Genomic DNA, 26,070 nt, shown 5'->3' with positions numbered 1-26,070 from the left:
TCGTTATAACGACATTAGCTTTTTATCACGCATCCATTCTTCAGGTGTATACGTTTTGATACTTAATGCGTGAATGTCGTTTGCTGCAATTCGATCCATTAACGGACCATAAATAGTTTGTTGTTTTTTCACTCGGCTCATGCCGTCAAAAATCGTACTCACTGCAATAACTTCGTAGTGACTACCTTCACCTTTAACAATCACTTCATCAAGATCTAAGGCGTTTTCTAAAATTTGTTTAATCTCGGAGATTTCCACAAGCTATCCTCTCTAAAGCTCACTGCATGCTAGCGGCTAAAATGGGTTCAACATGGCTCAAGCGTAACAATGTTTTTAGCTGCTCGGGCACATTAAGCAGGGTGAAGTCACATCCTGCGCTGCTTAATTGCTGGTGAAGATGCAATAACATCACCATGCCAGCTGAGTCGACTCGACTCAAACCACCTAGATCGAGCAAGACCTTGTTTGAATCAGGTACCCACTCGTTTCTACGTCGCCAAAAAGCTGGCACTGTGTCACGTTCTAAACAACCTGACAAGCAATATTGGTCATTACCGAGAGCTTGCCATTTGATCCTATCCTCAGACATGATCATTTTTTCTCGATCTGAATTGGCTTAGCAGCAAGATCGCGTAGGTTTTGCGTTACCGCATCGATTCCCTTCGTGCGAAGCTCACCACTCCACTCACTTTGCTTAGTCGAAATCATACTGACTCCTTCAGCAACCATGTCAAATCCTTGCCATTCTTTTGTCTTTTTATTTAAACGAAGCTTAAAATCAAGACGAATAGGTGGGCGTTGATTATCGACAATATCAACGCGTACTGACACGATACTACGATCTGCGGGAACCGCTTTGGCAGGCTCAATCTGAATTTTCTGATCAGTATACTGCGTTAACACCTGAGCATAAGATGCCACTAAATATTCAGTGAACGCTTCCGTGAATGCATCACGCTGCTCTGCGGTAGTTTTCTTTAAATTTGAACCCAACACTTTATAAGCGGCATAACGTGTATTGATATAAGGCAATAGCTCTTTTTTAACAATAATACGTAACTCTTCTGGATTGGCTTGGATCTTCGGCTGCTCTGCTTTTAAGGTTTTAAATAACTGAACAGAAACTTTATCCATCATCGTGTATGGATTGGTCTGATCGATTGTTGCAGCCTGCACCAACATCGGTAGGGCAAGAAAAGCCAGCATTAGGCATCGTAAAAATTTCATTGGTGCTCCTAGTCTTTTTTGTCACCGCCAATGCTATATAGCACTTGGCCTATCATATCTTCTAATACTAACGCAGATTTCGTGTCTTCAATAAGATCGCCGTTATGTAGCATCTCGACATCGTCATCAACGAACCCAGGGGAAATACCTAAATACTGCTCACCTAAAAGGCCAGATGTTAAAATTGAAGCCGAGCTCGTTTCAGGGAAATAACCAAATTTTTTGTTAATCGATAACGTAACCATCGGAATATAGGTTTCTTTATCAAGGTTAATAGCTGTCACTTCACCAACGGTTACACCACCGACCTTCACGGGAGAGCGGACTTTTAAACCACCGATATTATCGAAATGGGCTTTTAATGTGTAACTTTCATTACTACCAAAGCTTTGTAGGTTAGCAACTTTGAAAGCTAATACTAATAATGCTGCAATTCCGGCTAACATAAAAATGCCAACCCACAGTTCTAAACGTTTATTTTGTTGCATGCTTTTATCCATTTAATTTGTTTTGTCACACTAAGACCATGTTGGTTTCTTTACGAATTAGCTACCAAACATCAGTGCAGTCAAAATAAAATCTAAGCCCAATACCGCCAGTGATGAATTCACCACTGTTCGTGTCGTTGCTCGGCTGATCCCTTCAGAAGTAGGAACGGCATCATAACCATTAAATACCGCAATCCAGGTTACCGTTATAGCAAAAGCAACAGCCTTAATAATGCTGTTCCCTATGTCATAACTAAAGTTCACTGACGATTGCATGACCGACCAGAAACTACCGTAATCAATCCCTTTCCAATCAACGCCAACAATTTGCGCCCCCCATAAACCTACAACACTAAACATCAGTGCTAATAATGGCATTGAGATAACACCAGCCCAAAAACGTGGTGCAATCACTCGACGCAGCGGATCAACCGCCATCATTTCCATACTTGAAAGCTGTTCAGTGGCTTTCATTAAACCTATTTCAGCGGTAAGTGCAGATCCTGCTCGCCCAGCAAACAACAGTGCTGTCACTACCGGACCTAATTCGCGTAGTAAAGACAATGCAACCATTTGTCCTAAGCTCGTTTCGGCACCAAAGTCAGCCAGTACAAGGTAACCTTGTAAACTCAGCACCATGCCGATAAACAAACCTGAAACAAGAATAATCGCTATTGATAAAACACCAACTGAATACAGTTGCTTTATTAATAACGGAAACATTTTTCTTGGCTGAGGCTTACTCACCAATGCGCCAAACAACATTAACGTTGCTCGGCCCATTGTTTGGCATTTTTCAATACCACTTCGCCCTAAATCAGCTATCGCATCAACAATCATTTTTTGCTCGTAATCCATCGAATAACAGATGCGCATGACACGCATCGTGAATAACGCTTAACCAAATAAATCTTGCTCTAATGGCTGCGCTGGAAACTTAAAAGGAACGGGGCCATCAGCATCACCGTCTAAGAACTGACGTACGCGAGGATCTGGATTTTCTCGTAATTCTTGAGGGCTACCACTGCCAATAATTTTACCACCTGATAGTAAGTAAACATGATCAGCGATACTCATCACTTCGGGTACATCATGAGAAACAACCACAGATGTCATACCTAATGCTTTATTGAGACTACTGATTAATTGCACTAACACACCCATCGTAATGGGATCTTGTCCGACAAAAGGTTCGTCATACATCATTAATTCAGGATCAAGAGCAATGGCACGAGCTAAGGCCGCTCGACGTGCCATACCGCCAGATAACTCATTCGGCATCAATTGCGCCGCACCACGTAACCCTACTGCTTCTAATTTCAGTAACACTAAACTACGCAATAAATCGTCAGGTAAATCGGTATGTTCCCGCAACGGAAATGCAATATTGTCGAAAACGTTCATATCAGTAAAAAGCGCGCCCGATTGAAACAACATACTCATTCGTTTACGAGCTTGATATAAATCACTGCGTTTTAAGGTTGGGATATTCCACTCATCAAACCATACTTCGCCGTTATCTGGCACAATTTGACCACCAATTAAACGGAGTAATGTTGTTTTACCTATGCCCGAAGGTCCCATAATTGCGGTTACTTTTCCTCGTGGCACATCAAGGGAAATATCATCAAAAATGAATCGTTCTCCACGAGAAAATGTTAGGTTTTTAATCGAAATCAGTATATCGCTTTTAGCCATTGCTTCGTATTCGCCTCTAATTACTGGTAATTTCTCATGAAAAACACTAATTATTATTAAAAATCAGTAAATTATGACTTAGCCACAGGAAAAATCATATTTATCGCGTGAAAGCCATTATAGCTAAGGATAATAAGGAGAATAAAACATCAACTCAAGTTAGTCGGTTCATATCTCATCTATTGTTACAGTGTTAAGGCGTATTGCTGTTATTTTAAACGCCAATTACTTGGATAACGATTCTTATTAACCTTTTCTTGTATTATTTTAACTTAACAATTGAACGCTATTCAAATACTTGTATCATCCTTAAAAATAGCAAGGCTTTACAATCCATCATGATAAATTCATCGTGATTGTTATTTTCCCTCATAAATGTTCACAATAGAGAGAATTAGTCATTTGTTATACTTCCCTTTTGCTTTGCTAACCGTCAAAATTACGGCCTAATATCAAAAGCGATTCAACGCTAGATTTACTGTACTCGTTTTTAACGTGCCATTTTTAAAAGGGATTAGAATGCTCGAAGCCATTGTATTGCTCTGTGTAGGGTTAGTGTTATTAGTATGGAGTGCCGATCGATTAGTATATGGCGCTGCAGCACTGGCTAAAAATTTTGGTGTTGCGCCACTTGTTATCGGTATGACAATACTGGCAATGGGCTCTTCGGCACCCGAAATGATGGTTTCAGCGACCGCAGCACTTGCCGGTAAAACCGATACAGCAGTAGGTAATGTGCTTGGTTCTAATATCGCCAATATTGCTCTGATCTTAGGTATAACGGCAATGTTGAAGCCACTATCAATCAGTTCAACCATTATTCGCCGTGAATTACCGCTAATGTTAGGCGTGACCGTTATTGCTGGCCTTTTACTGTGGGATAATTATTTAGGCCGAATGGAAGGCGCATTTCTTGCCGTGCTTTTTGTCCTGTTTTTACTTGCGATGTTAAAAATCAGCAAGTCGAGCAAAAACGATCCTCTTGCTGAAGAGCAAGAAGCTGAGATCCCAACCGGCGTTAAAAACTCATCCGCTATTATCTGGGTCTTTATTGGTTTAGGTTTACTGCTTTACTCATCTGATATGGTAGTAGAGTCAGCCGTAGTTATTGCTAAACACTACGGCATGAGTGACTTAGTGATTGGTTTAACGATCATTGCTGTTGGTACCAGTTTGCCTGAGCTTGCCGCTTCTATCGCGAGTATTTACAAGGGTGAAGATGATATGGCGGTAGGTAATATCATCGGCTCCAATGTCTTTAATATTTTAGCAGTAATGGGTATACCTGGGCTGCTGAACCCATCAGTATTAAGTCCTCTTGCGATGGGGCGTGATTTTTATGTCATGCTCGGACTGTCTGTATTGTTATTATTAATGGCATTAGGTAAACGCCGTCGAATCAATCGTGTTGAAGGCGGTCTTTTGGTACTGTGCTTTATTGCTTACCAAGCTTACCTATTCTTAAATATTTCCGCATAATGGAGAATAATCAGATGTCTCGCTCCTTTGACTTTTCTAGTCATGGCAAAAAAGTGCTGGATATTGAAATTCAAGCATTACAAAACATCAGCCGATATATTAATGATAGCTTTAATAAAGCCTGTCAGCTGGTACTCGATTGCCAAGGCAAAGTCATTGTGATGGGAATGGGTAAATCGGGTCATATTGGTAGAAAACTAGCAGCAACACTGGCGAGTACCGGTACACCTGCCTTTTTCGTACATCCTGGTGAAGCAAGCCATGGTGATTTAGGCATGATCAAACAAGAAGATGTTGTGATCGCAATTTCTAACTCTGGCGAAGCAGCTGAAATTTTAGCGTTACTGCCTGTTATTAAACGATTGGGAATTCCCATGATCAGCATGACAGGCAAGCCAACGTCCAGTATGGCAAAAATGGCAGTTATCAACTTACAGATCACTGTAGATAAAGAAGCTTGCCCATTAAATCTAGCACCAACCTCAAGTACGACAGCAACACTTGTGATGGGTGATGCATTAGCAATTTCAGTTATGGAAGCACGTGGATTTACGGCAGATGATTTTGCTTTGTCTCATCCAGGAGGAGCACTTGGACGAAAATTATTAATGCGTATCGCGGATGTCATGCATACCGGTAAAATGCTGCCTATTATTGAAGAAACAGCCAGCATTAAAGATGCCTTGCTAGAAATCTCAAAAAAAGGCTTAGGCATGACGGCTATCGTTAATAATAAGCAACAACTTAGCGGGATATTTACCGATGGTGATTTACGCCGTTTACTCGATAACCATATTGATATCCACAATACGAGTATCGGTGATGTGATGTCTTGTAACCCGCAAACCATTTCTCCTCAACTGCTCGCAGCTGAAGGGTTAAAAATAATGGAAGATCGTAAAATCAATGGGTTGCTTGTGACTGAAAACGCTCAACTGGTTGGTGCATTAAACATGCATGATTTATTAAAAGCAGGCGTGATGTAGTAGCATACTCAGTATAACGCGTAACGAATTAGAACAATGAAACATGATAAAGGCTTAAGTCTATGACTTTAAAAAGGCTACTCTATGTACTTCTGGTAATATTTTGTGCATGGTTAGGCTACAACCAACTTGAACAACAGTGGCAACAAGATCATCAAGTAAAACCTGATGATGAAAAGCCAATGTTCATTGGTAACGATATCAGTAATACAACCTTTGACCCCACAGGTATTCGTAGTTATCAAATCGATTCAGATCATCTTGAATACTTTGAAAAAAGTGGTGAGACCGATTTTGTAAAACCTGTATTGTGGGTATTTAAGGAAGGTAAGAATGCAGAATGGCGGATCAGCTCCAATACCGCTATCTTAGATAAAAATAAGGTACTGAATCTTCATGGCAATGTTCGTATGTTTAACTTATTACCCGATTCAGATATCCAAGTGATCAAAACAGATAACTTGCAATTGAATATTGAAACTCAAGATTTTAATACTCAAGACCATGTCATGATTATAGGCCCCGCCTTCCAAAACCAAGGTGAAGGTATGACGGGTAATATGAAACGTAAAGTCGCTAAACTCTTAAAAAATGTGAAAAGTAGATATGAACCGACTGAAAACTAGTGCTCTACTATGCTTATTGTGTGTTAGCACATCGTCTTGGGCATTAAAAAGTGATACTAAACAACCGATTAATATCAGCTCGAATAGCCAAGAACTTGATGTAAAAAATAACATTGCAACCTTTACTGGCAATGTAAGATTACGTCAGGGCACAATTGATATTCATGCTGATAAAGTTGTTGTAACACGCCCAAATAGCAACGCCAAAGAGCAAACTATTGTTGCTTATGGTAACCCTGCCACCTTCCATCAAATTATGGATGATGGTAAGCCTATTGATGGCGAAGCATTAAAAATGCGCTATGACACAAAAACAGAATTTTTGAAAATGACGGATCACGCGGTCTTAATACAAGATGGCAGTGAAATCAAAGGTAATGTCATCACTTATAAGATCGATGAACAACGTTTGGTTGCAAAAAGTGGCGACAAAGAGCGCGTAACTACCGTCATCCAACCAAATCAATTGAACAATAACAAGAAATAAACAGTATCTATGGCTATTCTAAAAGCAGAACACCTCGCAAAAAGCTATAACGGACGTAAAGTTGTTTCTGATGTTAGCCTTGAGGTTGAATCTGGAAAAATCGTCGGTCTATTAGGACCTAACGGGGCAGGTAAAACGACATCGTTTTATATGATTGTAGGTTTAGTTGCACGAGATGAAGGTGTGATCACCATTGATGGTGACGATATCAGCCTACAGCCCATGCATAACCGTTCACGTATGGGTATCGGTTATTTACCTCAAGAAGCATCGATTTTCCGCCGCTTAAGCGTTTATGATAACTTGATGGCGGTACTCCAGACGCGCAAAGAATTAACGAAAGAAGAGCGCCAAGACAAAGCAGAAGATTTATTGGATGAGTTTAACATCCAGCATATCCGTAACAGTCTTGGCCAATCATTATCAGGTGGTGAGCGACGCCGTGTTGAAATTGCACGAGCATTAGCCGCAAACCCTAAATTTATTTTACTTGATGAGCCATTTGCTGGTGTTGACCCCATCTCTGTGATCGACATCAAAAAGATCATTGAACATTTACGTGATCGTGGGCTTGGCGTCTTAATAACAGACCATAATGTAAGGGAAACACTTGATGTCTGTGAGCATGCGTATATCGTAAGTCAAGGACAGTTAATCGCTAACGGTACACCTGAGCATGTTCTCAACGATGAGCATGTTAAGCGCGTGTACTTAGGTGACCAATTCCGCTTATAACACATTACATAGGTCTGCTATTGAAGAAAAAGCCACAGCATAAAAATAATAACGACAAGGTATATCTACGTTAATGAAAACTTCGCTCCAGCTTAAGCTAGGCCAACAACTGGCCATGACGCCGCAGCTACAGCAAGCTATTCGCCTGCTGCAGTTATCTACTTTGGATCTCCAACAGGAAATTCAAGAAGCCCTAGATGGAAATCCATTGCTAGAGCTGGAAGAAAATGAAGATCTTTCGACAAACGATGATAAAGCTGCGACAGAATCTTCAACAGACGATGCCTCTGACAATATTGATGATATTGAAAGCTTTGACACCGCCGATGTTATCGATACCAATGAAATGCCAGAAGAACTCCCCGTCGATACGACTTGGGATGATGTTTATAGCGCAGGAACAGGCAGTACGGGCATTGCACTTGACGATGATATTCCTGCCTATCAAGGGGAAACCACGGAATCGTTACAAGACTACCTAATGTGGCAAGTTCAGCTAACCCCATTTAGTGAAACTGATCTTGCCATTGCAACAGCTATCATTGATGCTGTTGATGAAAAAGGATATTTATCCTGCTCTGCAGAAGATATTCTAGAGAGTTTTGATGATGATGAACTTGAGCTAGATGAAGTTGAAGCGGTATTAAAACGCGTACAACAATTTGACCCTCTCGGTGTCGCTTCTCGTAATTTGCAAGAATGCTTGTTATTGCAACTGGCTACCTACCCAAAAGAGACCCAGTGGCTCACTGAAGCCAAAATGCTACTGTCTGATCATATTGCTCTTTTAGGCAATCGTGATTATCGACAACTGATGCGTGAAACCAAACTAAAAGAAGCCGATTTAAAAGCCGTAATGGCGTTGATCCATTCGCTCGATCCGCGTCCAGGCAATCGTGTTATTCATTCAGACACCGAATATGTGGTACCAGATGTCTCTGTGTTTAAAGATCACGGCAAATGGGTAGTCACTATCAACCCTGACAGCGTGCCACGTATTAAAGTCAATGAACAATACGCAGCATTAAGCAAAAATACCCGTAATAGTGCAGATAGCCAATTTATTCGTACTCACCTGCAAGATGCTAAATGGCTGATCAAAAGTTTAGAAAGTCGAAATGAAACATTACTCAAAGTTGCTCGCTGCATTGTCGAACATCAGCAAGACTTCTTTGAATATGGCGAAGAAGCGATGAAACCCATGGTATTAAATGACATCGCCCTTGCCGTAGAAATGCATGAATCCACCATATCTCGAGTCACAACGCAAAAATATATGCATACACCTCGAGGTATTTTTGAATTGAAATACTTCTTCTCAAGTCATGTCAGTACGGATAATGGTGGCGAATGTTCGTCTACTGCCATCCGCGCACTGGTGAAGAAACTTGTTGCAGCAGAAAACCAAGCGAAGCCATTAAGTGACAGCAAAATTGCGACACTACTAGCCGAGCAAGGCATTATGGTAGCAAGGCGGACTATCGCTAAGTACCGTGAATCCTTAGGTATTCCGCCGTCGAACCAGCGAAAACGTCTGATCTAGATTAACAGGTCAGATCCAACAAAAGGAAGATGTCTATGCAAATCAATATTACAGGGCACCATGTTGATGTAACCGATTCTCTTCGTGAGTATGTCACGACCAAGTTTGAAAAACTTGAGCGCTTCTTCGATAAAATAAACAATGTCCAAGTAATACTTAATGTTGAAAAGCTTCAACAGATCGCTGAAGCTACGCTACATATTAACGCAGGGGAAATCCACGCAAAAGCGGATTCTGAAAATATGTATGCTGCGATTGATGAATTGACTGATAAACTCGTCCGTCAATTAAACAAACACAAAGATAAGCTCAACAGCCACTAACTATGCAACTTAGTCATGTATTGAGCCTGGACTGCACTAAAAGTGCAGTCCCTTGCTCCAGCAAAAAACGCGCGCTAGAACTCATTAGTGAGATAGCTGCCGCTCATCTCGATCAAAACCCACAGCCACTATTCGAATGTATGCTCAATCGTGAAAAGATGGGGACTACAGGTATTGGTAATGGTATTGCGATCCCTCACGGACGTATCAGTAATAGCGATCAAGCCATTGCCGTACTGATTCAATGCCAAGAACCGATTGATTTTGACGCAATTGATAATCAGCCCGTTGATCTTCTGTTTGCGCTGTTTGTACCAGAAGAACAATGTAAAGAGCATTTAAAAACGCTTGCAAGCATGGCTGAAAAGCTAGGTAACAAGCAAGTATGTAAACAACTGCGTCATGCAACTAGCGATCAAGAGCTGTATCATATCCTTACCGATGAATCGTGAACTTTTACTCCATATCCCAATTACCGAGGTAAATAAACCATGATGTTAATGGTTGTAAGTGGCCGTTCTGGTTCAGGAAAATCTGTCGCCTTACGTGTGCTTGAAGATCTCGGCTATTACTGTGTCGATAATCTACCTGTTACTCTACTGCCGCAATTTGTCAAAGACATTGCCCATACTGAGCAAGATATAGCAGTCAGTATTGATGTACGTAACATGCCTCAGCAGCCAGGTGAAATACAGCGTATTCTCAAATCACTTGAGAACGATGTTGATGTTAACGTTGTTTTTCTCGATGCTGATGATAAAGAGTTAGTTAAACGTTATAGCGAAACTCGTCGCTTACATCCTTTATCTCGGCAAAATATGACTCTAGAGCAAGCGATTACCTCTGAAAGTGCCATATTAGGTGATTTAAAAGAGCACGCTGATTTAGTTATCGATACCACAAATAAATCCATTCATGATTTAAGTGAAACCGTTCGTGCTCGCGTATTAGGTCGAGAAGCAAAAGAGCTGATTCTTGTTTTTGAATCATTTGGCTTTAAGCATGGTTTACCTTCAGATGCCGATTATGTATTTGATGTTCGCTTTTTACCCAACCCTCATTGGGTACCTGAACTCAAACCCCAAACAGGGCTAGATCAAGAAGTAAAAGATTTTCTTTCCAGCCAAAGTGAAGTGAATCAACTTAATTACCAAATTCGTAATTTCATAGAAAGTTGGCTCCCAATGCTTGAAAAAAACAACCGCAGCTATGTCACGGTAGCCATTGGTTGTACTGGCGGCCAACATCGTTCTGTCTATATTGCGCAATCTCTTGCTGACTACTTTGAACACCACGGTCAACAAGTCCAAGTTCGTCACCGCACATTAGAAGAAAAACAATGACTGTCCAACGCGAATTATTTATTAAAAACCGACTCGGCTTACACGCACGCGCGGCAATTAAACTGGTTGAACTAGCACAAAGCTTTACCGCAGTGATCACCGTGAGTAATGCTGATGTATCAGCCACTGCTGACAGTGTCATGGGGCTTTTAATGCTTGATTCTGCGCAAGGACAAAAAATCATGGTAAGTGCTGAAGGTTTAGACGAAGTCTCAGCACTTAACGCTATTTCCGCTTTAATTGAAGCCGGGTTTGATGAAGAAAATTAAACATTACGTTTAAGACTCAATGCCACTCACTTTTCAATTACACTTTAAATGATTTTCTCATGTGTCATTGACAACTAAATCTGAAATTCTGCTTTAATTATCGCTATTATTAATAACTCTGTAGGCAACTGGTGATAACTTTCCGTTAAATAACCGAGTAATTGTGTATGTGATATATGTGAGAAGGATAAATCTGCTCATTATACGTAAAACATGTGAGACAAAAGCTAGGTGATTACGTTAAAATTCAACTTATTGCGCCATCAAAATATAAGTGGGCCTAATACCTATGGCGGATGTATTAGAACAAGATCAAACCCATCAACGACTCCAAGAAGTTAATACTGCATTAGAAAATGGCATGTTTGTCCATGTTCGCCGACTCCTTCAAGAAATGGAGCCGGAAGATATTGCACATCTGTTGGAAGCCTCTCCTCCGAAAGAACGTCAAGTACTATGGCAACTGACCGATCCTGAAGAGCAAGGTGAAATCCTTGATGAACTATCTGAAGATGTAAAAGATGGTATCGTCTCGCAAATGGAGCCAGAGAAACTGGCTGCTGTGACCGAGGGGATGGAAAGCGATGATGTCGCTTATGTACTGCGTAGTCTTCCTGATGAACGTTATCAAGAAGTACTGGCGCAAATGGATAGCACTGACCGTCATCGTATCGAGAAAGCGCTCGCGTACCCTGAAGATACTGCTGGCGGTATGATGAGTACCGACTTCATCACCATTCGTGGTGATGTTACCGCTGATGTTGTCTTACGTTATTTGCGTATGCGAGGCGAGTTACCTGAAGCGACAGATGCTTTATATGTCGTTGATAGCAACGAAACCTTAATAGGCCATTTATCTCTTGCTACACTAATTACGACACAGCCTGATATTGAAATCAAAGATGTGATGGAAGATGCAGATGAAGCCATTCCTGTCGATATGCCTGACAGTGAAATCGCCAATTTGTTTGAACGTCGTAACTGGGTTTCAGCACCTGTTGTCGATCAAAATAATCTATTACTTGGTCGTATTACTATCGATGACGTGGTCGATCTCATTCGTGAAGAAGCCGAACACTCAATGATGAGTATGGCGGGTATGGACGATGACGAAGATACCTTTGCGCCAGTTTTAAAATCAGCCAAAAGTCGTAGTATTTGGTTAGGTGTTAACGTATTAACAGCACTCGCTGCAGCCTCTGTTTCCAACATGTTTGAAAACACTTTACAACAGATGGCTACTGTTGCTGTATTGATGACTATCGTTCCCTCAATGGGTGGCGTTGCTGGTAACCAAACCGTTGCTCTGGTTATTCGTGGTTTAGCTGTCGGTCACATCGGTGATACCAACACCCGCTGGCTACTAAGTAAAGAGGCCCGTGTTGGTTTAATCAATGGCTTTATATGGGCGTTAATTATCGGTGCGGTTGTCGTTGTTTGGAAAGGCAGTTTAATGCTAGGTGCTATTATGGCCGGCGCAATGCTTGCTAACTTATTTGTTGCCGGTGTTGCGGGTGTATTGATCCCGATTGGATTGAAAAAACTCAAGATCGATCCAGCATTAGCTGGCGGTATGGCATTAACGACATGTACTGATATTGTCGGTTTAATGGTATTCCTTGGTCTTGCGACTATCTTCATTACCCCCTAAAAATAGCCCTTTCCTGTAATATGAATAAATAAAAAAAGCCCGAATCATGTTGATTCGGGCTTTTCGTTTTAATCAATTTAGCAAAAATTACTCACCAGCAATCTTCATTGAATCTAATAACATCGAGCCAGTTAAGATCTGACTGCGAGTTTCAGTATCATTACCAATAGCAACGATATTCTGCATCATATCTTTTAAATTACCGGCAATCGTAATTTCAGACACTGGATATTGAATTTGACCATTCTCAACCCAGAAACCCGCTGCACCACGCGAGTAATCACCCGTTACGATATTCACGCCTTGACCCATTAGCTCTGTGACCAATAAACCTCGATCCATCTTCTTCAGCATTTGATCAAAAGACTCACCGGTCGATTTCACCATCCAGTTATGGATACCACCCGCATGACCTGTTGGCTGCATATTCATTTTACGGGCAGCGTAGCTGGTCAATAAGTAAGTTTGTAGCACACCGTCGGTAATGATTTCACGGTCATAAGTGGCTAAACCTTCGCTATCAAACGGGGTACTCGCCATACCACGTAAAATATGTGGACGCTCGCTAATACCTAACCACTCAGGGAAAATTTGCTCACCTAACTTATCAACCAAGAAAGAAGATTTACGGTACAGATTAGCACCACTGATCCCCATCACTAAGTGACCAAACAAGCCTGTGGCAATATCCGCTGCAAACATCACAGGCGCTTCACGGGTTGTCAGTTTCTGCGCATCAACACGCCCCACTGTACGCTCAGCTGCATGGCGACCCACACGCTCTGGTGTCCACATCTCAGAGGCTAAACGTGAAGTGGTGTAGCTGTAATCTCGCTCCATCTCACCATTTTTACCTTCCGCTATCACACAACAACTGATGCTGTGACGACTTGAGGCATAACTTGCCAACATGCCGTGGCTGTTTCCATAAACACGGACACCGTAATGGCTATCATAGCTTGCGCCATCACTTTGTTTAATTCGAGGATCATAAGCTAATGCGGCTTCTTCTGCAGCAATAGCAATCGCGGCTGCGCGATCGGGCTCTGGCTCATCTGGATGGAATAAATCCAAATCAGGAATATCACGTGCCATTAATTCTTTCGGACCTGGCCCTGCAAAAGGATCTTCTGAAGTGTAATTAGCAATATCCAGTGCGGCTGCTACTGTCTGAGCAATTGCTGATTCACTTAAATCAGAAGTTGATGCGCTGCCTTTGCGATTTCCGCGATAAACAGTGATCCCTAATGCGCCATCACTATTAAATTCAACATTCTCAACATCACACATACGTGTAGAGACACTGATCCCTGTTGTTTTGTTAATGGCTACTTCGGCGGCATCCGCTTGTTTACCGGCGACTTCCAGTGCTTTCGCAACCGCAGCTTCCAGTTCAACACGCTGCTGGGCTACCTGTTCTCTTACGTCCATACAATCACTTAAGGTTAGAGTTTTGCTTATTGGTTATAGAATAATGTAATTTACGCCCAAAATCGTTATTAAACTGATAAAATAGAGCTATTGATAGTGTTAGTGAGCCCATTATGAGCCGTAAAAACAAGAAAGCCCCTTGGGATGAAGAAGAAGAAATCATCTGGGTAAGTAAATCCGAGATGAAACGCGACATGGATGCGCTACAAAAAATTGGTGAAGAGTTAGTTGAATTAACACCTAATGCACTCGCTAAGATGCCTCTTGATGACGAAATGATGGATGCAATTAAAGACGCTCAGCGCTTTAATAAAGAAGCACGTCGTCGTCAACTTCAATATATCGGTAAGCAAATGCGCTTTATCGACATTGAACCAATCCAAGCGGCACTCGATAAATTACGTAATAAGCACTCTCAGCATACTGTTGCGCTGAAAAAGCTTGAGCTAAAACGGGATAAGTTAATCGAAAATGGCGATAGCATGATCAATGCTATCTTAGTCGATCACCCAGATGCTGATCGCCAACATTTACGCCAACTTGTTCGCCAAGCAACAAAAGAAAAATCACAAGAGAAGCCAGGTAAGGCTTACCGTGAAATTTTCCAATACCTTAAATCTTTATACCTAGAAGATAAGTAATCACTCACCTCTTTTCGTTGTGATAAAGTAAAAATAAAAAAAGCCAGCAGGAATTATTCATGCTGGCTTTTTCTTTATCAAATAGACGTGCGAGAAGATTTACTCAGTGCCGCCTACTGTCATTGAATCAATTTTCAGGGTTGGCTGACCAACACCCACAGGTACACTTTGTCCCGCTTTACCACACACACCCACACCACGGTCGATATCTAAGTCATTACCAACCATAGAAACTTGCTGCATCGCTTCAATACCGCTACCAATTAAAGTTGCGCCTTTAATTGGACGAGTGATCTTACCGTTTTCAATTAAGTAAGCTTCTGATGCAGAGAATACAAATTTCCCCGATGTGATATCAACCTGACCACCACCGAAGTTAGGGGCGTAGATGCCTTTCTTCACGCTGGAAATAATTTCTTCTGGTGTATGTTCACCAGGCAGCATGTAAGTGTTTGTCATGCGAGGCATAGGTAAATGCGCATATGACTCACGACGACCATTACCAGTAGGCGCTACGCCCATTAGACGTGCGTTAAGCTTATCTTGCATGTAGCCTTTTAGCTTACCGCCTTCCACCAGCACATTGTATTGTGAAGGTGTACCTTCATCATCAATGTTAATAGAGCCTCGACGATCAACCAGTGTACCGTCATCGACAATGGTACATAACGGTGATGTGACTTGCTCACCTAACTGACCAGAGAACATCGATGAACCTTTACGGTTAAAGTCGCCTTCAAGGCCATGGCCGACAGCTTCGTGTAACAACACGCCAGGCCAACCCGCTCCTAAAACCACCGGCATGGTACCTGCAGGGGCTGCCTCTGCTTCTAGGTTAATCAATGCTTGGCGGATAGCTTCATCAGCAAAATACAATGCTTGGCTTTTACCATCGGTTTCAGTTAAGAACATTTCATAACCGTAACGACCACCGCCACCCGCACTACCACGCTCACGTTTATCGCCTTTTTCAACCAGAACACTGATTGATAAACGAACAAGCGGGCGAATATCTGCCGCATAAGTGCCATCAAGCGCGGCAACTAACACCTCTTCATAGACACCATTGATGCTAACCGACACTTCCGTGACTAATGGCTCTTTAGTACGAATATAACGATCAATTTCTTCCAGTAATGCAATTTTTTGGAATTTATCAAGACTACCTAATGGATTAATAGGGGCATAAATACCTGATGGTGTTAGTGGGCTGAAAGTTTGTACTTTGCCACTTCCCCCTTGGCGCACAATACCACGTGCCGCTTTGGCACTTTGCGTTAGTGCCAATAGGTTTATTTGATCAGAATATGCAAAACCTGTTTTCTCGCCAGCAACCGCACGTACACCTACACCACGATCGATATTAAACGAACCATCTTTAATAATACTGTCTTCCAGTACTAACGACTCATGCCAGCAAGATTGGAAATAAATATCGGCATAATCCACATCTCTTGCTGCAATTAGCCCAAGGATATTATGCAGTTCATCACGGCCAAGACCTGATTGGTCTAGCATGGTATTTTCTACGGTGTTAAGGGTCATTAATTTGCTCTTAAATTATTTAGCGCGGTTGAACATAAAATTTAGTATGTTCAGCAACAGGCATGTTGGCGCGGATCTTCTCAGATAATTGTAAATCAATATTGGCAGTCAGAACACCGGTGCCTTGCTGCTGACAGGCAACAATTTGCCCCCAAGGATCAATAATCATTGAGTGGCCCCATGTTTCTCGCCCTTCATTATGCTCGCCCCATTGTGCAGCGGCAATCACCCAACACTGAGTTTCAATAGCACGAGCTCGTAATAATACTTCCCAATGCGCTTTACCTGTTAACTTAGTAAACGCTGCGGGCACAACAATAATATCAGCACCTTGTGCGCGTAATGCACTATATTGCAATGGAAATCTTACATCATAGCAAATCGACATCCCGATATTGCCATACGGTGTTTTTACGACTTTAAGCTCATCACCCGCTTTAAAAGTATCAGACTCTCGATAGCTACGGTGTTTATCGGCAACATCGACATCGAACATATGCAGCTTATTATAATGTTCTTGGAGTTGGCCTTTATCGTTATATAACAAGCTGGTTGATGTGATTGAACCATCGGGTTGTAAGATAGGCATTGAGCCCAGTAAAAGCCAAATGCCTAACTTTTCAGTTAATGCTGATAATTCTTTTTGAAATGGGCCGTCATTGAGAGGTTCAGCCCATTTCTGATAATCTGCTTTACTACCAAAAACTAAGGTATTTTCAGGAGTAACAACCAATTTAGCCCCTTGTAGCTGAAGCCCTTTCACTTTCTTTTTTAATTTAGTGAGATTATGTTCAGGATCGGCTCCCGAATTCATTTGTACTAAACCAATCTTCGCCATGACCTTCTCCCTGGGCCTATACACTTGTTATACTCAACATATAACGTATTTATTACTATCTCTTTGTTGTACCACTGATAAAAATTAACGCAACCCATTCATTTAGCTTACTCATCAGGCACAGTATACTCACCAGATAAGCGTGAGCGCTCTACAACGTTCGGAGCTTCAATCGAACCCGTTACTTGATAATTAACCTGAGTGATCACATCTAACACGGGTGATAACACCGTTGAAATAGCTAACACATATAACGCTGTTTGTGGCGCAACAGCAAAAGCGGTTAAAACAGGTAAGCCCGAGGTAAAGTCAGGAATAAACTTCACATTTGCATCGACCTTTTCATCCACCAGATCAACCTTACCTTTAATGTACATATCACCGGCTAATGCTTGCATCTTGATATCGTTACTATAAAAGGTGCCTTGCTTAATTGTTCCTGTTCCTTTGATATAGTTAAACGCTAAGCCATTATCAAATACCCCCGAGAAATCGAGCTGCATTTTTCGAATAATAGAATCTAAACTAAACAGGCCAAGCAATCGTCCTGCGCCAAATGCGCCACTGACCAGCCCTTTGCCAATATCTGTTTTCACCTTGCCATTTAATGTTCGGCGATCCATCGCCCAAGGTGATCCTTGCCATGCGGCTGAAATACTCGTATCAAACGATGCATCTTGCACGCCACCTTCAATACCAAAGCGACCTAATAAATCGGAGCTATTGTCACCTTTCACCATGAAACTTAACGCCGAATGATTACGGTTATCTTTAAAATACCAACGTCCATTAGCATCTAATTTGATATTACCAGCATTAATATTGAACGTTTTCAACGTTAATTGATTTGAGGACTTCTCAAGTACAGCATTGACTTGCCCTAATCGATAACCCTGTAGCCATGCATCCGATATCGTAAGTTTAATAGCAGGGATCGCAGCCATTACCTTACGATCTAGCGCTGTGACTATCGGAGATAATAGAGAAGGCGCTTTTTTAGTAATATCAGCTTGCTGCTGAGTAACTGACTTTTTATCTAATTGTGGAAAGTTAAGATGAAGGGATTTAAAGATCGCATTCACTGTATTTTTCTGATCCCAAGTAATATAGCCTTCAGCTTGTCGGCTCTCTAATTTCGCGGACCACTGATGACCATGTTTGACATGCAAATTAACATCATTCCACACTAACCCGCCCAAGGTTAACTGCTTAACTTTTGCCTCTATCTTGCTTGGAATCGGCCATACAATCCCCTCATTACCATGGCTTTTATTGGTGTTTGATTGTTGCCACTTATTCGCAAAAGCGATCCACGAATCAACATTGAATGCCTTAGTATCGATATTCACCACATGTCCAATACCTAATGATGACTGAATCTCTTTTTTACCAATCATCAAATCACTGGCTGCTAATTGTGGTTTTCCATCAATAAGGTTCACACGTGCTTGATAAGCCGCATCAGGCATCTGAAGTTGCCCATTAAAGCTTTGTGCATTGCCATCAACATTCACCGTCATAAACTGCGATTGATTGAGCTTAGGTTGATAAGATAACGGATAGGGTAAATCACTCTTAATGTGGGTAAGAGGTAATAGACTTTTTACTTTGTAAGTAAAATAATCACCTTCTAAATCTACCTGGACATTTGTTTTCCAATCACTGGTTCCTGAAAGATAATGCAATAACTGTTTAGGAATATAAGGCTGCAATCGAGCGACTTGCCAATCACCAGCCACATCAACATTTACTCGATAATGATTGTTTGCAACATTATTACCCGTAAATCCAAGCCTAATCGGTTGATCAAATAATTTACCGCTTAAGTCTTCAGCCCTAATTTTGGCATTATCAAAGGTTAAACTACCGTAAGTATTATCAACAGTCAGAGCTGGTGTTCGTAAATCGATACGATTATTTTTAAAAAACACCTGACCTTTCGCATCCACATCACTGCCGTCAAAAGGAATATCAAGGGTTAATTTAGCAGTAACAGGCCCATTCACCCTCACTGTTTGTAATGCGCTCCCTACAGAATCGGCTAATGGCGTTTTCAACATGTACTCTGTAACATCTTTGCCACTAGCGGCAAGATCAAATGCTAGTTTCAAATGCCCATCAGGGGCTAATTTTGCCCCACCAACCACATTAGAGCCAACGGCTGATAACGTTTTTACATGACTGGCATCAATCGTCATACGATCATTTTTAAAGCCTAAATTAAGATTGAGATCTGTTAATAATGGCCAATCAGGATCAAACTGAAATTTTGCTTTTTTCAGTGGGACTTTAACTTCAAAGACACCATCATGATTAGGATAAGGAAATGTGTTTAAAGGACCAAACCAGAGCAGTTCAGCGTCTTTCACCGTACCGCCTTTTATCGCGGTAGCTAGATAATGGGTTAATTTATTACCAAGCGCTGGTCGAGGTAAATAACGCCATGTTTGCCCAGCATCTTTAACCGACGCTTCACCATAAAAAGCCAACCATGCAGGCGATTTTTGATAAAAATCGAGTCTAAATTGCCCTTTTGCATTGAGATCTGGGGTGGCCACACTCAGTTTATCACTCCATAAACTGGTGCCTTGATTATCATGTTTCCAATATGCATCAATCGTCGCGTCATTGATGTTTAATGGTTTCGGAAAAACCTTACCATAAGGCAGAGCATCATCATCGACTCGAATTTTCACTGCACCTTGTGTTGTATCACCAGCAATACGCGCATTTAGCTTATTAATACCAGGTAGTAACTGCCACTGTTTAAATGCTAAATCATCAAGATTTAATGAAAAATGGAGCGGCTTATCTTGCTCGCCAGCAACCCGGATTTTTGTCACCAGCCCTGTCGGTTGTAACGCAGTGATCGCTTCCGTAATACTATTCGACTTGGGTAAAAAAGATCGCAATGGTAGTAATCGATCTAATTTGATATTGGTCAGTGCGGCTTTCCAATTTACAGGCTGCCATTGCTTATTAAGTGAAAATTGCGCTGCGATATCAAATTTAGGCCACGATATCTTATCGGTAGCTATATCAAATTGCTCGGTATCAATCCGCCATACGCGTTGCTGTTTATCGAAGGTGGGCTTTAGCGCAACAACGCCACCGTTAATAACAATTTGGTGTGATTTATGTTGGGTCGTCCAATCAATATGACTTTTGGCAAGTTGGATCATCGCTGAACTTATCGTGCCTTGATCTAACGATAACCACGCTTGCATACTCAATTTACTGTCTGAAATATCAGCGACACCGGTAAATTTTTTATTTAACCATGGTGTGACCGAAATGTTTTTTCCTTTGAGATATAGCGTTCCATTCACACTAGACAAACCACCTTGTTCGGTAATGTCTGCTTTTACTTCAACTTGGCCTAATGGACTATTAATCAATCCAACGGAACCTTGAGCAAAATGATGCCCTCCCTCATTGCGCCAGTTAAGTTGTGTAACCGCTAGATGTAATGCTTTACCTGAAGGAGAAGGAACGGTAACCGTCGCGTTTTTTAATGTCACATTATCAATACGCGTGAAAAAAAATTGCTCTAACCGTTTAACAAAAGAAATATCAGAAGAGGGTTTCGAAGCACGACGTGGAAGTTGTGTAATATCTAAATCGAATTGCTCAATTTGGACATGTTTAAAGATGGGTCTAAATGTCAGCACTGACTGCCAGAAATCTAAATAGATCTCGGCTTGCCCAACCTTCACTAATGGTGCTGAATGATTATTTTCAGCCACCGATAATTGGTTAAATTTTATTTCGGGCCCCGATTGTAGCCAGCGCCCATCAATATTTTCTACCGATATTTGGGTATGTGTTTGCTGAGAAAGCCACTGCGCTATTGGCTGACGATAATGGTCAAGGTGAGGAAGAGAAAAGCGGAGAGTACTGATCAAAATAGCCAATGTTACTGCAACAATAACCACTAACCACAATACACCACGTAAGGTTTTTGCCACCATACGGTTCACTGACTCTTCCCCATTGGTATCATTACATCATTACCACATCGAACTGCTCTTGGTTATACAGCGGCTCAGGCTTTATTTTTACTTGTTTACCAATAAAGACCTCAAGCTCAGCTAATGCATGCGATTCATCTCCCATAAGGGCCTCACCCACCGCGGATGAAACATACACGATAAATCGATCAGCATCGTAAGCACGATTGACTCGGGTTATTTCTCGCAATACCTCATAGCAAACACTTTCAACTGTTTTCACCGTACCACGACCATCACAAGATGGACACGTGCCACACAACACATGTTCAATACTTTCACGCGTACGTTTACGCGTCATTTCAACCAAGCCTAATTGCGTAAAGCCATTAATATTGGTTTTCACTCGATCATAAGAAAGTGCTTGCTCAAGCGCTTGTAAAACGCGTTGTTGGTGTTCTTCTGAAATCATATCGATAAAATCAATAATGATAATGCCGCCTAAATTACGTAACCGTAATTGGCGTGCGATAGCTTTCGTTGCTTCAATGTTGGTATTAAAAATAGTCTCGTCGAGATTTCTTCGCCCAACAAACGCACCAGTATTAATATCAACCGTGGTCATCGCTTCTGTTTGATCGATGATCAAATACCCGCCAGACTTCATTTCAACTTTACGATCTAAGGAACGTTGAATTTCAGACTCGGTATCATAGAGATCAAAGATAGGCTGCTGACCTGAATAATATTCAATATTATCTGTCACTTCAGGTACGAACTCATCTGTAAACTCTTTTAATTTATCAAATGCTTGGCGTGAGTCGACTTTGATATTATCAATTTCAGTACCAACAAAATCACGTAAGATACGTTGTGCAAGTCCTAGCTCACCATACAACATCGAACGTGGCTTATACTTAGCACGACGCTCTAATACTTTACGCCACAAGTGCTTTAAAAAAGCAGCATCTTGAGCGACTTCATCAGTATTCGCCCCTTCTGCAGCCGTTCGAATAATAAAGCCGCCTAAATCATCACAATGCTGTAAAACCGCTTTTTTCAAACGATCACGCTCTTTCTCACTTTCAATCCGCTGAGATACACCAACATGGCTTGCTCCCGGCATGAAAACAAGGTAACGAGACGGTAAGGTAATATCAGTCGTTAACCGCGCACCTTTAGTTCCCAGAGGATCTTTCACCACCTGTACGACAATGTCTTGCCCTTGACGAACCAGCTCTGAAATGTCGCGCACCTGAAATTGTTTTTTCTCATTTTCAGCCACACATTCCGTGTGGGGAACAATATCTGAAGCATGTAAAAATGCAGCTTTATCTAACCCAATATCGACAAATGCCGCCTGCATACCAGGAAGTACGCGACTTACTCGCCCTTTGTAAATATTTCCGACGATACCGCGTTTCGATTCACGTTCAATGTGGATCTCTTGCAATACGCCATGTTCAATCATTGCGACACGGGTTTCACTCGGCGTCACATTGATCAGCAGCTCAGTGCTCATGGTTGCCTCTACTTATAACTTTAAAAAATCTTGTAACAGGATGTCGGTTTCCACTAGCGGTAACCCCATCACTGCATAAAAACTGCCATCGATACGTTCAACGAATTTGCCACCTAAGCCTTGGATGCCATAACTGCCCGCTTTATCTTGTGGCTCTCCACTTTGCCAATATTTTTTGATTTCGTTATCTGACAAAGGCTTAAACCACACTTGCGTGATCACTAGCTTAGTTTCAATCCTTTCTTTCGTTGCGACTGTCACTGCGGTCATCACTTGATGTTGACGACCAGACAGCATTTTCAGCATACGCGCTGCATCATTAAAATCGACAGGTTTTTCTAATATTTGCTGATCAGCCACAACAATTGTGTCCGATCCTAAAACAGGTAAATCAGCCGGCGCTGCTTTTAGTCCAGCTAAGGCTTTATCGCGCGATAAACGCTGAACATAATTTTCAGGGCTTTCGCCTACTTGGTGGCATTCTTCGACATCTACCACAACACGTTCAAACTGATAGCCTAACTGATTTAATAACTCCATTCGACGAGGCGAACCTGAAGCAAGATATAATTGAATAGCAGCCATGATACACCTCAAACTTACATTTATACTTTAAAAACATTTAATTATAAATAAGGGGAAGACCAATTGGCTTCCCCTTTATGCTATTGCGATTAACGAATCGAAAATTTACGACGTATACGCCGTAATAATAAGAACAACCATGGCCATAATATAAAGTTTAATACGACAGCCCATAATTGTTGTGGCTCAAAAGTTACATTTGAGACTAAGTATTCAGCCCAGTATTCAATAAGCTTACCGGCTAATGATAACAGCGCGAAGACAATCGCTTGTTGTCCTAATGACAGGTTACGAAGTACTCTAAAATTTAAAGCAACAATGTAAGCAATCACCGACATCATTAAGCCGCGGACACCTAACGTAGATCCTAAAATCAAATCCCACAATAAGCCGATAATTAAAGCAGTTCCCACGTTAACACGATGTGGTAAGGCTAATACCCAATAACAAGTAACCAGTAAAACCCATGAAGGTCGAAACGGTTCCAACATTCCGGGCCAAGGAGCTGCTTGCAGCACCAGCGCAAAAACGAATGACAACCAAATCCAAATTCGGCCATGTGCTTGGCTAGTTGGCATTATTCACCTCACTGCTCGGCTTTTTGTTCTCAATAGGTGCTGTTGGTTTTACACCATTTGCTGGTACAGCAACTGCAGGAGAAATGGTTGAAACCGCACTTGAAGGCGCAATCGATTTTGTGGCTGACGTTTCTGCCGCTTTCATTCTATCGGTTGGCCAGACTAATAATAAGTAACGTAATCGGTCAAATTGCACGGTTGGTTTAGCGATAATTTGTGCAAATGGGCGTTTATTGTCAAAAGAGAACTCAGTTACACGTGCAACCGGATATCCTTCAGGATAGCGACCACCGAGCCCAGAGCTCACCAATAAATCACCTACACGAATATCCGTGCTGCTTGGGACATGCTCAAGTTGAAGCTCATTACTCTTTCCAGTTCCTGTTGCAATAACACGAATGTCGTTACGCACAACTTGTACTGGAATAGCATTCGTCGGATCAATCAGTAATAAAACACGACTATTATGCGCGCCAACATAGGAGATCTGCCCAACAATACCTTTATCATTAATAACAGGCTGGCCTTCATATACTCCATCAACACGCCCTTTATCAATCATCACTTGATGACTATAAGGATCAGAGTCGACCGCCATCACTTCGGCGATCATTTTACGCTCACCACGAACAAACGGTGAACCTAATAAATTTCTTAAACGCTGATTTTCTTGCTGTAATTGATCAAGCAATAAAACATTACTTTTCATCACCAACAAATCACGCTTCAACGCTTTATTCTCAACTAATAATTGCTGATGAGAACTCATTTGACCATTAAGGCCATCAAGTAATTCACGCGGTAAATTAGCCGCATACTGAAGCGGAGCGATTGCTGAGTTCAAAAAATAACGAACATTGGCAAAAGCATCAAGACGACTATCGGCTAGCATAAGGCTAGCCGATAGTAATATGGCAAGAAACAGGCGTAATTGCAGAGAGGGTCCTCTGCCAAAGATAGGTTTCATCTAACGCTATAACCTGTTTTATAGAAAACTAACGCAGGCATTATTACTCTTCGCTGAAGAGATCGCCACCGTGCATATCAATCATTTCTAACGCTTTACCGCCACCACGAGCCACACATGTTAGTGGGTCTTCAGCAACAACCACAGGAATACCTGTTTCTTCTGTAAGTAGACGGTCTAAATCGCGAAGTAGTGCACCACCACCCGTCAGTACCATGCCACGCTCTGAAATATCAGATGCAAGCTCTGGTGGACACTGTTCTAGTGCAACCATTACTGCAGATACAATACCTGTTAGTGGTTCTTGTAAAGCTTCTAGGATTTCATTTGAATTTAACGTAAAGCTACGCGGTACACCTTCTGCCAGGTTACGACCACGCACTTCAATTTCACGCACTTCATCACCTGGGTACGCTGAACCGATTTCATGCTTAATGCGCTCAGCGGTTGCTTCACCAATCAGACTACCGTAGTTACGACGTACGTAATTGATAACGGCTTCATCAAAACGGTCACCACCGATACGAACCGATGATGAGTAAACCACACCGTTAAGTGAGATCACTGCAACTTCTGTTGTACCACCACCGATATCGATCACCATAGAACCCGTTGCTTCAGACACTGGCATACCAGCACCGATAGCAGCCGCCATTGGCTCATCGATTAAGTAAACTTCACGAGCACCAGCACCTTGTGCTGATTCACGGATTGCACGACGTTCAACTTGCGTTGAGCCACAAGGAACCGCAACTAACACACGAGGGCTTGGGCGAAGAATACTGTTGTCATGTACTTGCTTAATAAAATGCTGCAACATTTTTTCAGTCACATAGAAATCAGCAATTACACCGTCTTTCATTGGGCGGATAGCAGCAATATTACCTGGTGTACGACCAAGCATTAATTTTGCGTCATGACCTACCGCTGCAACACTTTTTGTTGCGCCTGCACGGTCTTGACGGATTGCAACCACAGAGGGTTCATCTAGAACGATGCCCTGTCCTTTGACATAAATAAGGGTGTTGGCAGTACCCAAGTCAATAGACAGGTCATTAGAAAACATGCCACGAAGTTTTTTAAACATAGTCTTCGGCTAATCCTGAAAGCTCAAAATTCGTTAAATTGCACTAAATGTACCAAGCGCTAGACACTGAA

27 protein-coding genes are annotated in these 26,070 nt (G+C 41.8%); 12 read left to right on the top strand and 15 right to left on the bottom strand.

Annotated elements, in window-relative coordinates; all coding sequences use genetic code 11:
* Window positions 1–3: 3 nt before the first annotated feature.
* Genes ibaG through mlaF form a run of 6 tightly spaced genes read right to left on the bottom strand, consistent with a single transcriptional unit; the run spans window position 4 to window position 3,413 of the window.
* Window positions 4–258: a BolA family iron metabolism protein IbaG gene (gene ibaG, locus C9J45_RS08660; RefSeq protein WP_005371165.1), complete on the bottom strand. Its 255-nt coding sequence runs from the start codon at window positions 256–258 to the stop codon at window positions 4–6.
* A 19-nt stretch (window positions 259–277) separates the two neighbouring features.
* Complete coding sequence (locus C9J45_RS08655) at window positions 278–595, bottom strand: lipid asymmetry maintenance protein MlaB (RefSeq protein WP_199187038.1); 318 nt, start codon at window positions 593–595, stop codon at window positions 278–280.
* Window positions 592–1,227, bottom strand: a complete 636-nt coding sequence (gene mlaC / locus C9J45_RS08650; RefSeq protein ID WP_107206536.1) for a phospholipid-binding protein MlaC — start codon at window positions 1,225–1,227, stop codon at window positions 592–594. The genes C9J45_RS08655 and mlaC overlap by 4 nt, the downstream gene beginning before the upstream one ends.
* An 8-nt stretch (window positions 1,228–1,235) precedes the next feature.
* On the bottom strand, window positions 1,236–1,715 hold the full coding sequence (gene mlaD, locus C9J45_RS08645) for an outer membrane lipid asymmetry maintenance protein MlaD (protein ID WP_005371156.1): 480 nt from the start codon (window positions 1,713–1,715) through the stop codon (window positions 1,236–1,238).
* A 57-nt stretch (window positions 1,716–1,772) separates the two neighbouring features.
* Entirely contained in the window at window positions 1,773–2,555 is a 783-nt protein-coding gene (gene mlaE / locus C9J45_RS08640; RefSeq protein ID WP_107206646.1) for a lipid asymmetry maintenance ABC transporter permease subunit MlaE, read from the bottom strand.
* 57 nt (window positions 2,556–2,612) lie between these two features.
* Window positions 2,613–3,413: a phospholipid ABC transporter ATP-binding protein MlaF gene (mlaF, locus tag C9J45_RS08635; RefSeq protein WP_107206535.1), complete on the bottom strand. Its 801-nt coding sequence runs from the start codon at window positions 3,411–3,413 to the stop codon at window positions 2,613–2,615.
* A gap of 519 nt (window positions 3,414–3,932) precedes the next feature.
* Between mlaF and C9J45_RS08630 the strand changes: the two genes are divergently transcribed.
* From C9J45_RS08630 to mgtE, 11 genes are all read left to right on the top strand, one after another.
* A complete protein-coding gene (locus C9J45_RS08630) occupies window positions 3,933–4,892 on the top strand; it encodes a calcium/sodium antiporter (protein WP_107206534.1) in 960 nt (319 codons plus the stop codon).
* Between the two features lie 14 nt (window positions 4,893–4,906).
* Window positions 4,907–5,878, top strand: coding sequence for a KpsF/GutQ family sugar-phosphate isomerase (locus tag C9J45_RS08625; protein ID WP_107206533.1), 972 nt, complete (start codon window positions 4,907–4,909; stop codon window positions 5,876–5,878).
* 62 nt (window positions 5,879–5,940) lie between these two features.
* Window positions 5,941–6,504, top strand: a complete 564-nt coding sequence (lptC, locus tag C9J45_RS08620) for an LPS export ABC transporter periplasmic protein LptC (RefSeq protein ID WP_107206532.1) — start codon at window positions 5,941–5,943, stop codon at window positions 6,502–6,504.
* Window positions 6,485–6,991, top strand: a complete 507-nt coding sequence (gene lptA / locus C9J45_RS08615; protein ID WP_107206531.1) for a lipopolysaccharide transport periplasmic protein LptA — start codon at window positions 6,485–6,487, stop codon at window positions 6,989–6,991. The genes lptC and lptA overlap by 20 nt, the downstream gene beginning before the upstream one ends.
* 9 nt (window positions 6,992–7,000) lie before the next feature.
* Window positions 7,001–7,726, top strand: a complete 726-nt coding sequence (gene lptB / locus C9J45_RS08610) for an LPS export ABC transporter ATP-binding protein (RefSeq protein ID WP_005371141.1) — start codon at window positions 7,001–7,003, stop codon at window positions 7,724–7,726.
* Window positions 7,727–7,799: 73 nt separating this feature from the next.
* The gene (locus tag C9J45_RS08605; RefSeq protein ID WP_107206530.1) at window positions 7,800–9,269 is read left to right on the top strand and encodes an RNA polymerase factor sigma-54; all 1,470 of its coding nucleotides are present in this window, start codon (window positions 7,800–7,802) and stop codon (window positions 9,267–9,269) included.
* 35 nt (window positions 9,270–9,304) lie between these two features.
* Window positions 9,305–9,592: a ribosome hibernation promoting factor gene (hpf, locus tag C9J45_RS08600; RefSeq protein ID WP_005371137.1), complete on the top strand. Its 288-nt coding sequence runs from the start codon at window positions 9,305–9,307 to the stop codon at window positions 9,590–9,592.
* A gap of 2 nt (window positions 9,593–9,594) precedes the next feature.
* Entirely contained in the window at window positions 9,595–10,044 is a 450-nt protein-coding gene (ptsN, locus tag C9J45_RS08595) for a PTS IIA-like nitrogen regulatory protein PtsN (RefSeq protein WP_107206529.1), read from the top strand.
* 39 nt (window positions 10,045–10,083) lie between these two features.
* Window positions 10,084–10,935, top strand: coding sequence for an RNase adapter RapZ (rapZ, locus tag C9J45_RS08590; RefSeq protein ID WP_107260235.1), 852 nt, complete (start codon window positions 10,084–10,086; stop codon window positions 10,933–10,935).
* Window positions 10,932–11,204 (top strand): HPr family phosphocarrier protein, encoded by a 273-nt coding sequence (locus tag C9J45_RS08585; RefSeq protein ID WP_107206527.1) that lies wholly within the window; start codon window positions 10,932–10,934, stop codon window positions 11,202–11,204. Before rapZ ends, C9J45_RS08585 begins: the two co-directional genes overlap by 4 nt.
* Window positions 11,205–11,493: 289 nt before the next feature.
* Complete coding sequence (gene mgtE, locus C9J45_RS08580) at window positions 11,494–12,855, top strand: magnesium transporter (RefSeq protein ID WP_107206526.1); 1,362 nt, start codon at window positions 11,494–11,496, stop codon at window positions 12,853–12,855.
* Between the two features lie 87 nt (window positions 12,856–12,942).
* Here mgtE and pmbA read toward each other — a convergent pair whose 3' ends face one another.
* Entirely contained in the window at window positions 12,943–14,286 is a 1,344-nt protein-coding gene (gene pmbA, locus C9J45_RS08575; RefSeq protein WP_107292430.1) for a metalloprotease PmbA, read from the bottom strand.
* Between the two features lie 113 nt (window positions 14,287–14,399).
* Here pmbA and yjgA point away from each other — a divergent pair, with 113 nt between their 5' ends.
* Window positions 14,400–14,927 (top strand): ribosome biogenesis factor YjgA, encoded by a 528-nt coding sequence (yjgA, locus tag C9J45_RS08570; protein ID WP_107246317.1) that lies wholly within the window; start codon window positions 14,400–14,402, stop codon window positions 14,925–14,927.
* A gap of 99 nt (window positions 14,928–15,026) precedes the next feature.
* Here yjgA and tldD read toward each other — a convergent pair whose 3' ends face one another.
* The 8 genes from tldD to C9J45_RS08530 all read right to left on the bottom strand — a co-directional run bounded on the left by tldD (window position 15,027) and on the right by C9J45_RS08530 (window position 25,999).
* Complete coding sequence (gene tldD / locus C9J45_RS08565) at window positions 15,027–16,472, bottom strand: metalloprotease TldD (protein WP_107206524.1); 1,446 nt, start codon at window positions 16,470–16,472, stop codon at window positions 15,027–15,029.
* Window positions 16,473–16,491: 19 nt separating this feature from the next.
* Window positions 16,492–17,310: a carbon-nitrogen hydrolase family protein gene (locus C9J45_RS08560; RefSeq protein WP_107206523.1), complete on the bottom strand. Its 819-nt coding sequence runs from the start codon at window positions 17,308–17,310 to the stop codon at window positions 16,492–16,494.
* A 107-nt stretch (window positions 17,311–17,417) separates the two neighbouring features.
* Window positions 17,418–21,281: a YhdP family protein gene (locus C9J45_RS08555; protein ID WP_233217666.1), complete on the bottom strand. Its 3,864-nt coding sequence runs from the start codon at window positions 21,279–21,281 to the stop codon at window positions 17,418–17,420.
* Window positions 21,282–21,312: 31 nt separating this feature from the next.
* Window positions 21,313–22,782: a ribonuclease G gene (gene rng, locus C9J45_RS08550; RefSeq protein ID WP_005371112.1), complete on the bottom strand. Its 1,470-nt coding sequence runs from the start codon at window positions 22,780–22,782 to the stop codon at window positions 21,313–21,315.
* 12 nt (window positions 22,783–22,794) lie between these two features.
* Window positions 22,795–23,367 carry a nucleoside triphosphate pyrophosphatase gene (locus C9J45_RS08545; protein WP_107206521.1) on the bottom strand — a complete coding sequence of 191 codons (573 nt, stop codon included), beginning with the start codon at window positions 23,365–23,367 and terminating at the stop codon, window positions 22,795–22,797.
* Window positions 23,368–23,456: 89 nt separating this feature from the next.
* On the bottom strand, window positions 23,457–23,945 hold the full coding sequence (mreD, locus tag C9J45_RS08540) for a rod shape-determining protein MreD (RefSeq protein WP_107206520.1): 489 nt from the start codon (window positions 23,943–23,945) through the stop codon (window positions 23,457–23,459).
* The gene (gene mreC, locus C9J45_RS08535) at window positions 23,935–24,912 is read right to left on the bottom strand and encodes a rod shape-determining protein MreC (protein WP_107206519.1); all 978 of its coding nucleotides are present in this window, start codon (window positions 24,910–24,912) and stop codon (window positions 23,935–23,937) included. The genes mreD and mreC overlap by 11 nt, the downstream gene beginning before the upstream one ends.
* A 43-nt stretch (window positions 24,913–24,955) precedes the next feature.
* Complete coding sequence (locus C9J45_RS08530; RefSeq protein WP_005371106.1) at window positions 24,956–25,999, bottom strand: rod shape-determining protein; 1,044 nt, start codon at window positions 25,997–25,999, stop codon at window positions 24,956–24,958.
* Between the last annotated feature and the right edge of the window lie 71 nt (window positions 26,000–26,070).

Origin of the sequence: Photobacterium sp. GB-1, from assembly GCF_003026165.1 — a bacterium.
Lineage (GTDB): Bacteria > Pseudomonadota > Gammaproteobacteria > Enterobacterales > Vibrionaceae > Photobacterium.
This window is presented reverse-complemented; position numbering and strand designations above follow the sequence as displayed.

What these genes read in the sequence shown, in the direction of transcription:
- C9J45_RS08605 (WP_107206530.1), top strand. Translation starts at nt 7,800, where the DNA reads ATGAAAACTTCGCTCCAGCTTAAGCTAGGCCAACAACTGGCCATGACG.
- C9J45_RS08625 (WP_107206533.1), top strand. Translation starts at nt 4,907, where the DNA reads ATGTCTCGCTCCTTTGACTTTTCTAGTCATGGCAAAAAAGTGCTGGAT.
- C9J45_RS08560 (WP_107206523.1), bottom strand. Translation starts at nt 17,310, where the DNA reads ATGGCGAAGATTGGTTTAGTACAAATGAATTCGGGAGCCGATCCTGAA.
- yjgA (WP_107246317.1), top strand. Translation starts at nt 14,400, where the DNA reads ATGAGCCGTAAAAACAAGAAAGCCCCTTGGGATGAAGAAGAAGAAATC.
- C9J45_RS08630 (WP_107206534.1), top strand. Translation starts at nt 3,933, where the DNA reads ATGCTCGAAGCCATTGTATTGCTCTGTGTAGGGTTAGTGTTATTAGTA.
- C9J45_RS08530 (WP_005371106.1), bottom strand. Translation starts at nt 25,999, where the DNA reads ATGTTTAAAAAACTTCGTGGCATGTTTTCTAATGACCTGTCTATTGAC.
- mreC (WP_107206519.1), bottom strand. Translation starts at nt 24,912, where the DNA reads ATGAAACCTATCTTTGGCAGAGGACCCTCTCTGCAATTACGCCTGTTT.
- rng (WP_005371112.1), bottom strand. Translation starts at nt 22,782, where the DNA reads ATGAGCACTGAGCTGCTGATCAATGTGACGCCGAGTGAAACCCGTGTC.
- mgtE (WP_107206526.1), top strand. Translation starts at nt 11,494, where the DNA reads ATGGCGGATGTATTAGAACAAGATCAAACCCATCAACGACTCCAAGAA.
- hpf (WP_005371137.1), top strand. Translation starts at nt 9,305, where the DNA reads ATGCAAATCAATATTACAGGGCACCATGTTGATGTAACCGATTCTCTT.
- ptsN (WP_107206529.1), top strand. Translation starts at nt 9,595, where the DNA reads ATGCAACTTAGTCATGTATTGAGCCTGGACTGCACTAAAAGTGCAGTC.
- C9J45_RS08585 (WP_107206527.1), top strand. Translation starts at nt 10,932, where the DNA reads ATGACTGTCCAACGCGAATTATTTATTAAAAACCGACTCGGCTTACAC.
- lptB (WP_005371141.1), top strand. Translation starts at nt 7,001, where the DNA reads ATGGCTATTCTAAAAGCAGAACACCTCGCAAAAAGCTATAACGGACGT.
- rapZ (WP_107260235.1), top strand. Translation starts at nt 10,084, where the DNA reads ATGATGTTAATGGTTGTAAGTGGCCGTTCTGGTTCAGGAAAATCTGTC.
- C9J45_RS08545 (WP_107206521.1), bottom strand. Translation starts at nt 23,367, where the DNA reads ATGGCTGCTATTCAATTATATCTTGCTTCAGGTTCGCCTCGTCGAATG.
- mlaE (WP_107206646.1), bottom strand. Translation starts at nt 2,555, where the DNA reads ATGATTGTTGATGCGATAGCTGATTTAGGGCGAAGTGGTATTGAAAAA.
- tldD (WP_107206524.1), bottom strand. Translation starts at nt 16,472, where the DNA reads ATGACCCTTAACACCGTAGAAAATACCATGCTAGACCAATCAGGTCTT.
- mreD (WP_107206520.1), bottom strand. Translation starts at nt 23,945, where the DNA reads ATGCCAACTAGCCAAGCACATGGCCGAATTTGGATTTGGTTGTCATTC.
- lptC (WP_107206532.1), top strand. Translation starts at nt 5,941, where the DNA reads ATGACTTTAAAAAGGCTACTCTATGTACTTCTGGTAATATTTTGTGCA.
- lptA (WP_107206531.1), top strand. Translation starts at nt 6,485, where the DNA reads ATGAACCGACTGAAAACTAGTGCTCTACTATGCTTATTGTGTGTTAGC.
- mlaF (WP_107206535.1), bottom strand. Translation starts at nt 3,413, where the DNA reads ATGGCTAAAAGCGATATACTGATTTCGATTAAAAACCTAACATTTTCT.
- C9J45_RS08555 (WP_233217666.1), bottom strand. Translation starts at nt 21,281, where the DNA reads ATGGTGGCAAAAACCTTACGTGGTGTATTGTGGTTAGTGGTTATTGTT.
- mlaD (WP_005371156.1), bottom strand. Translation starts at nt 1,715, where the DNA reads ATGCAACAAAATAAACGTTTAGAACTGTGGGTTGGCATTTTTATGTTA.
- C9J45_RS08655 (WP_199187038.1), bottom strand. Translation starts at nt 595, where the DNA reads ATGATCATGTCTGAGGATAGGATCAAATGGCAAGCTCTCGGTAATGAC.
- mlaC (WP_107206536.1), bottom strand. Translation starts at nt 1,227, where the DNA reads ATGAAATTTTTACGATGCCTAATGCTGGCTTTTCTTGCCCTACCGATG.
- pmbA (WP_107292430.1), bottom strand. Translation starts at nt 14,286, where the DNA reads ATGGACGTAAGAGAACAGGTAGCCCAGCAGCGTGTTGAACTGGAAGCT.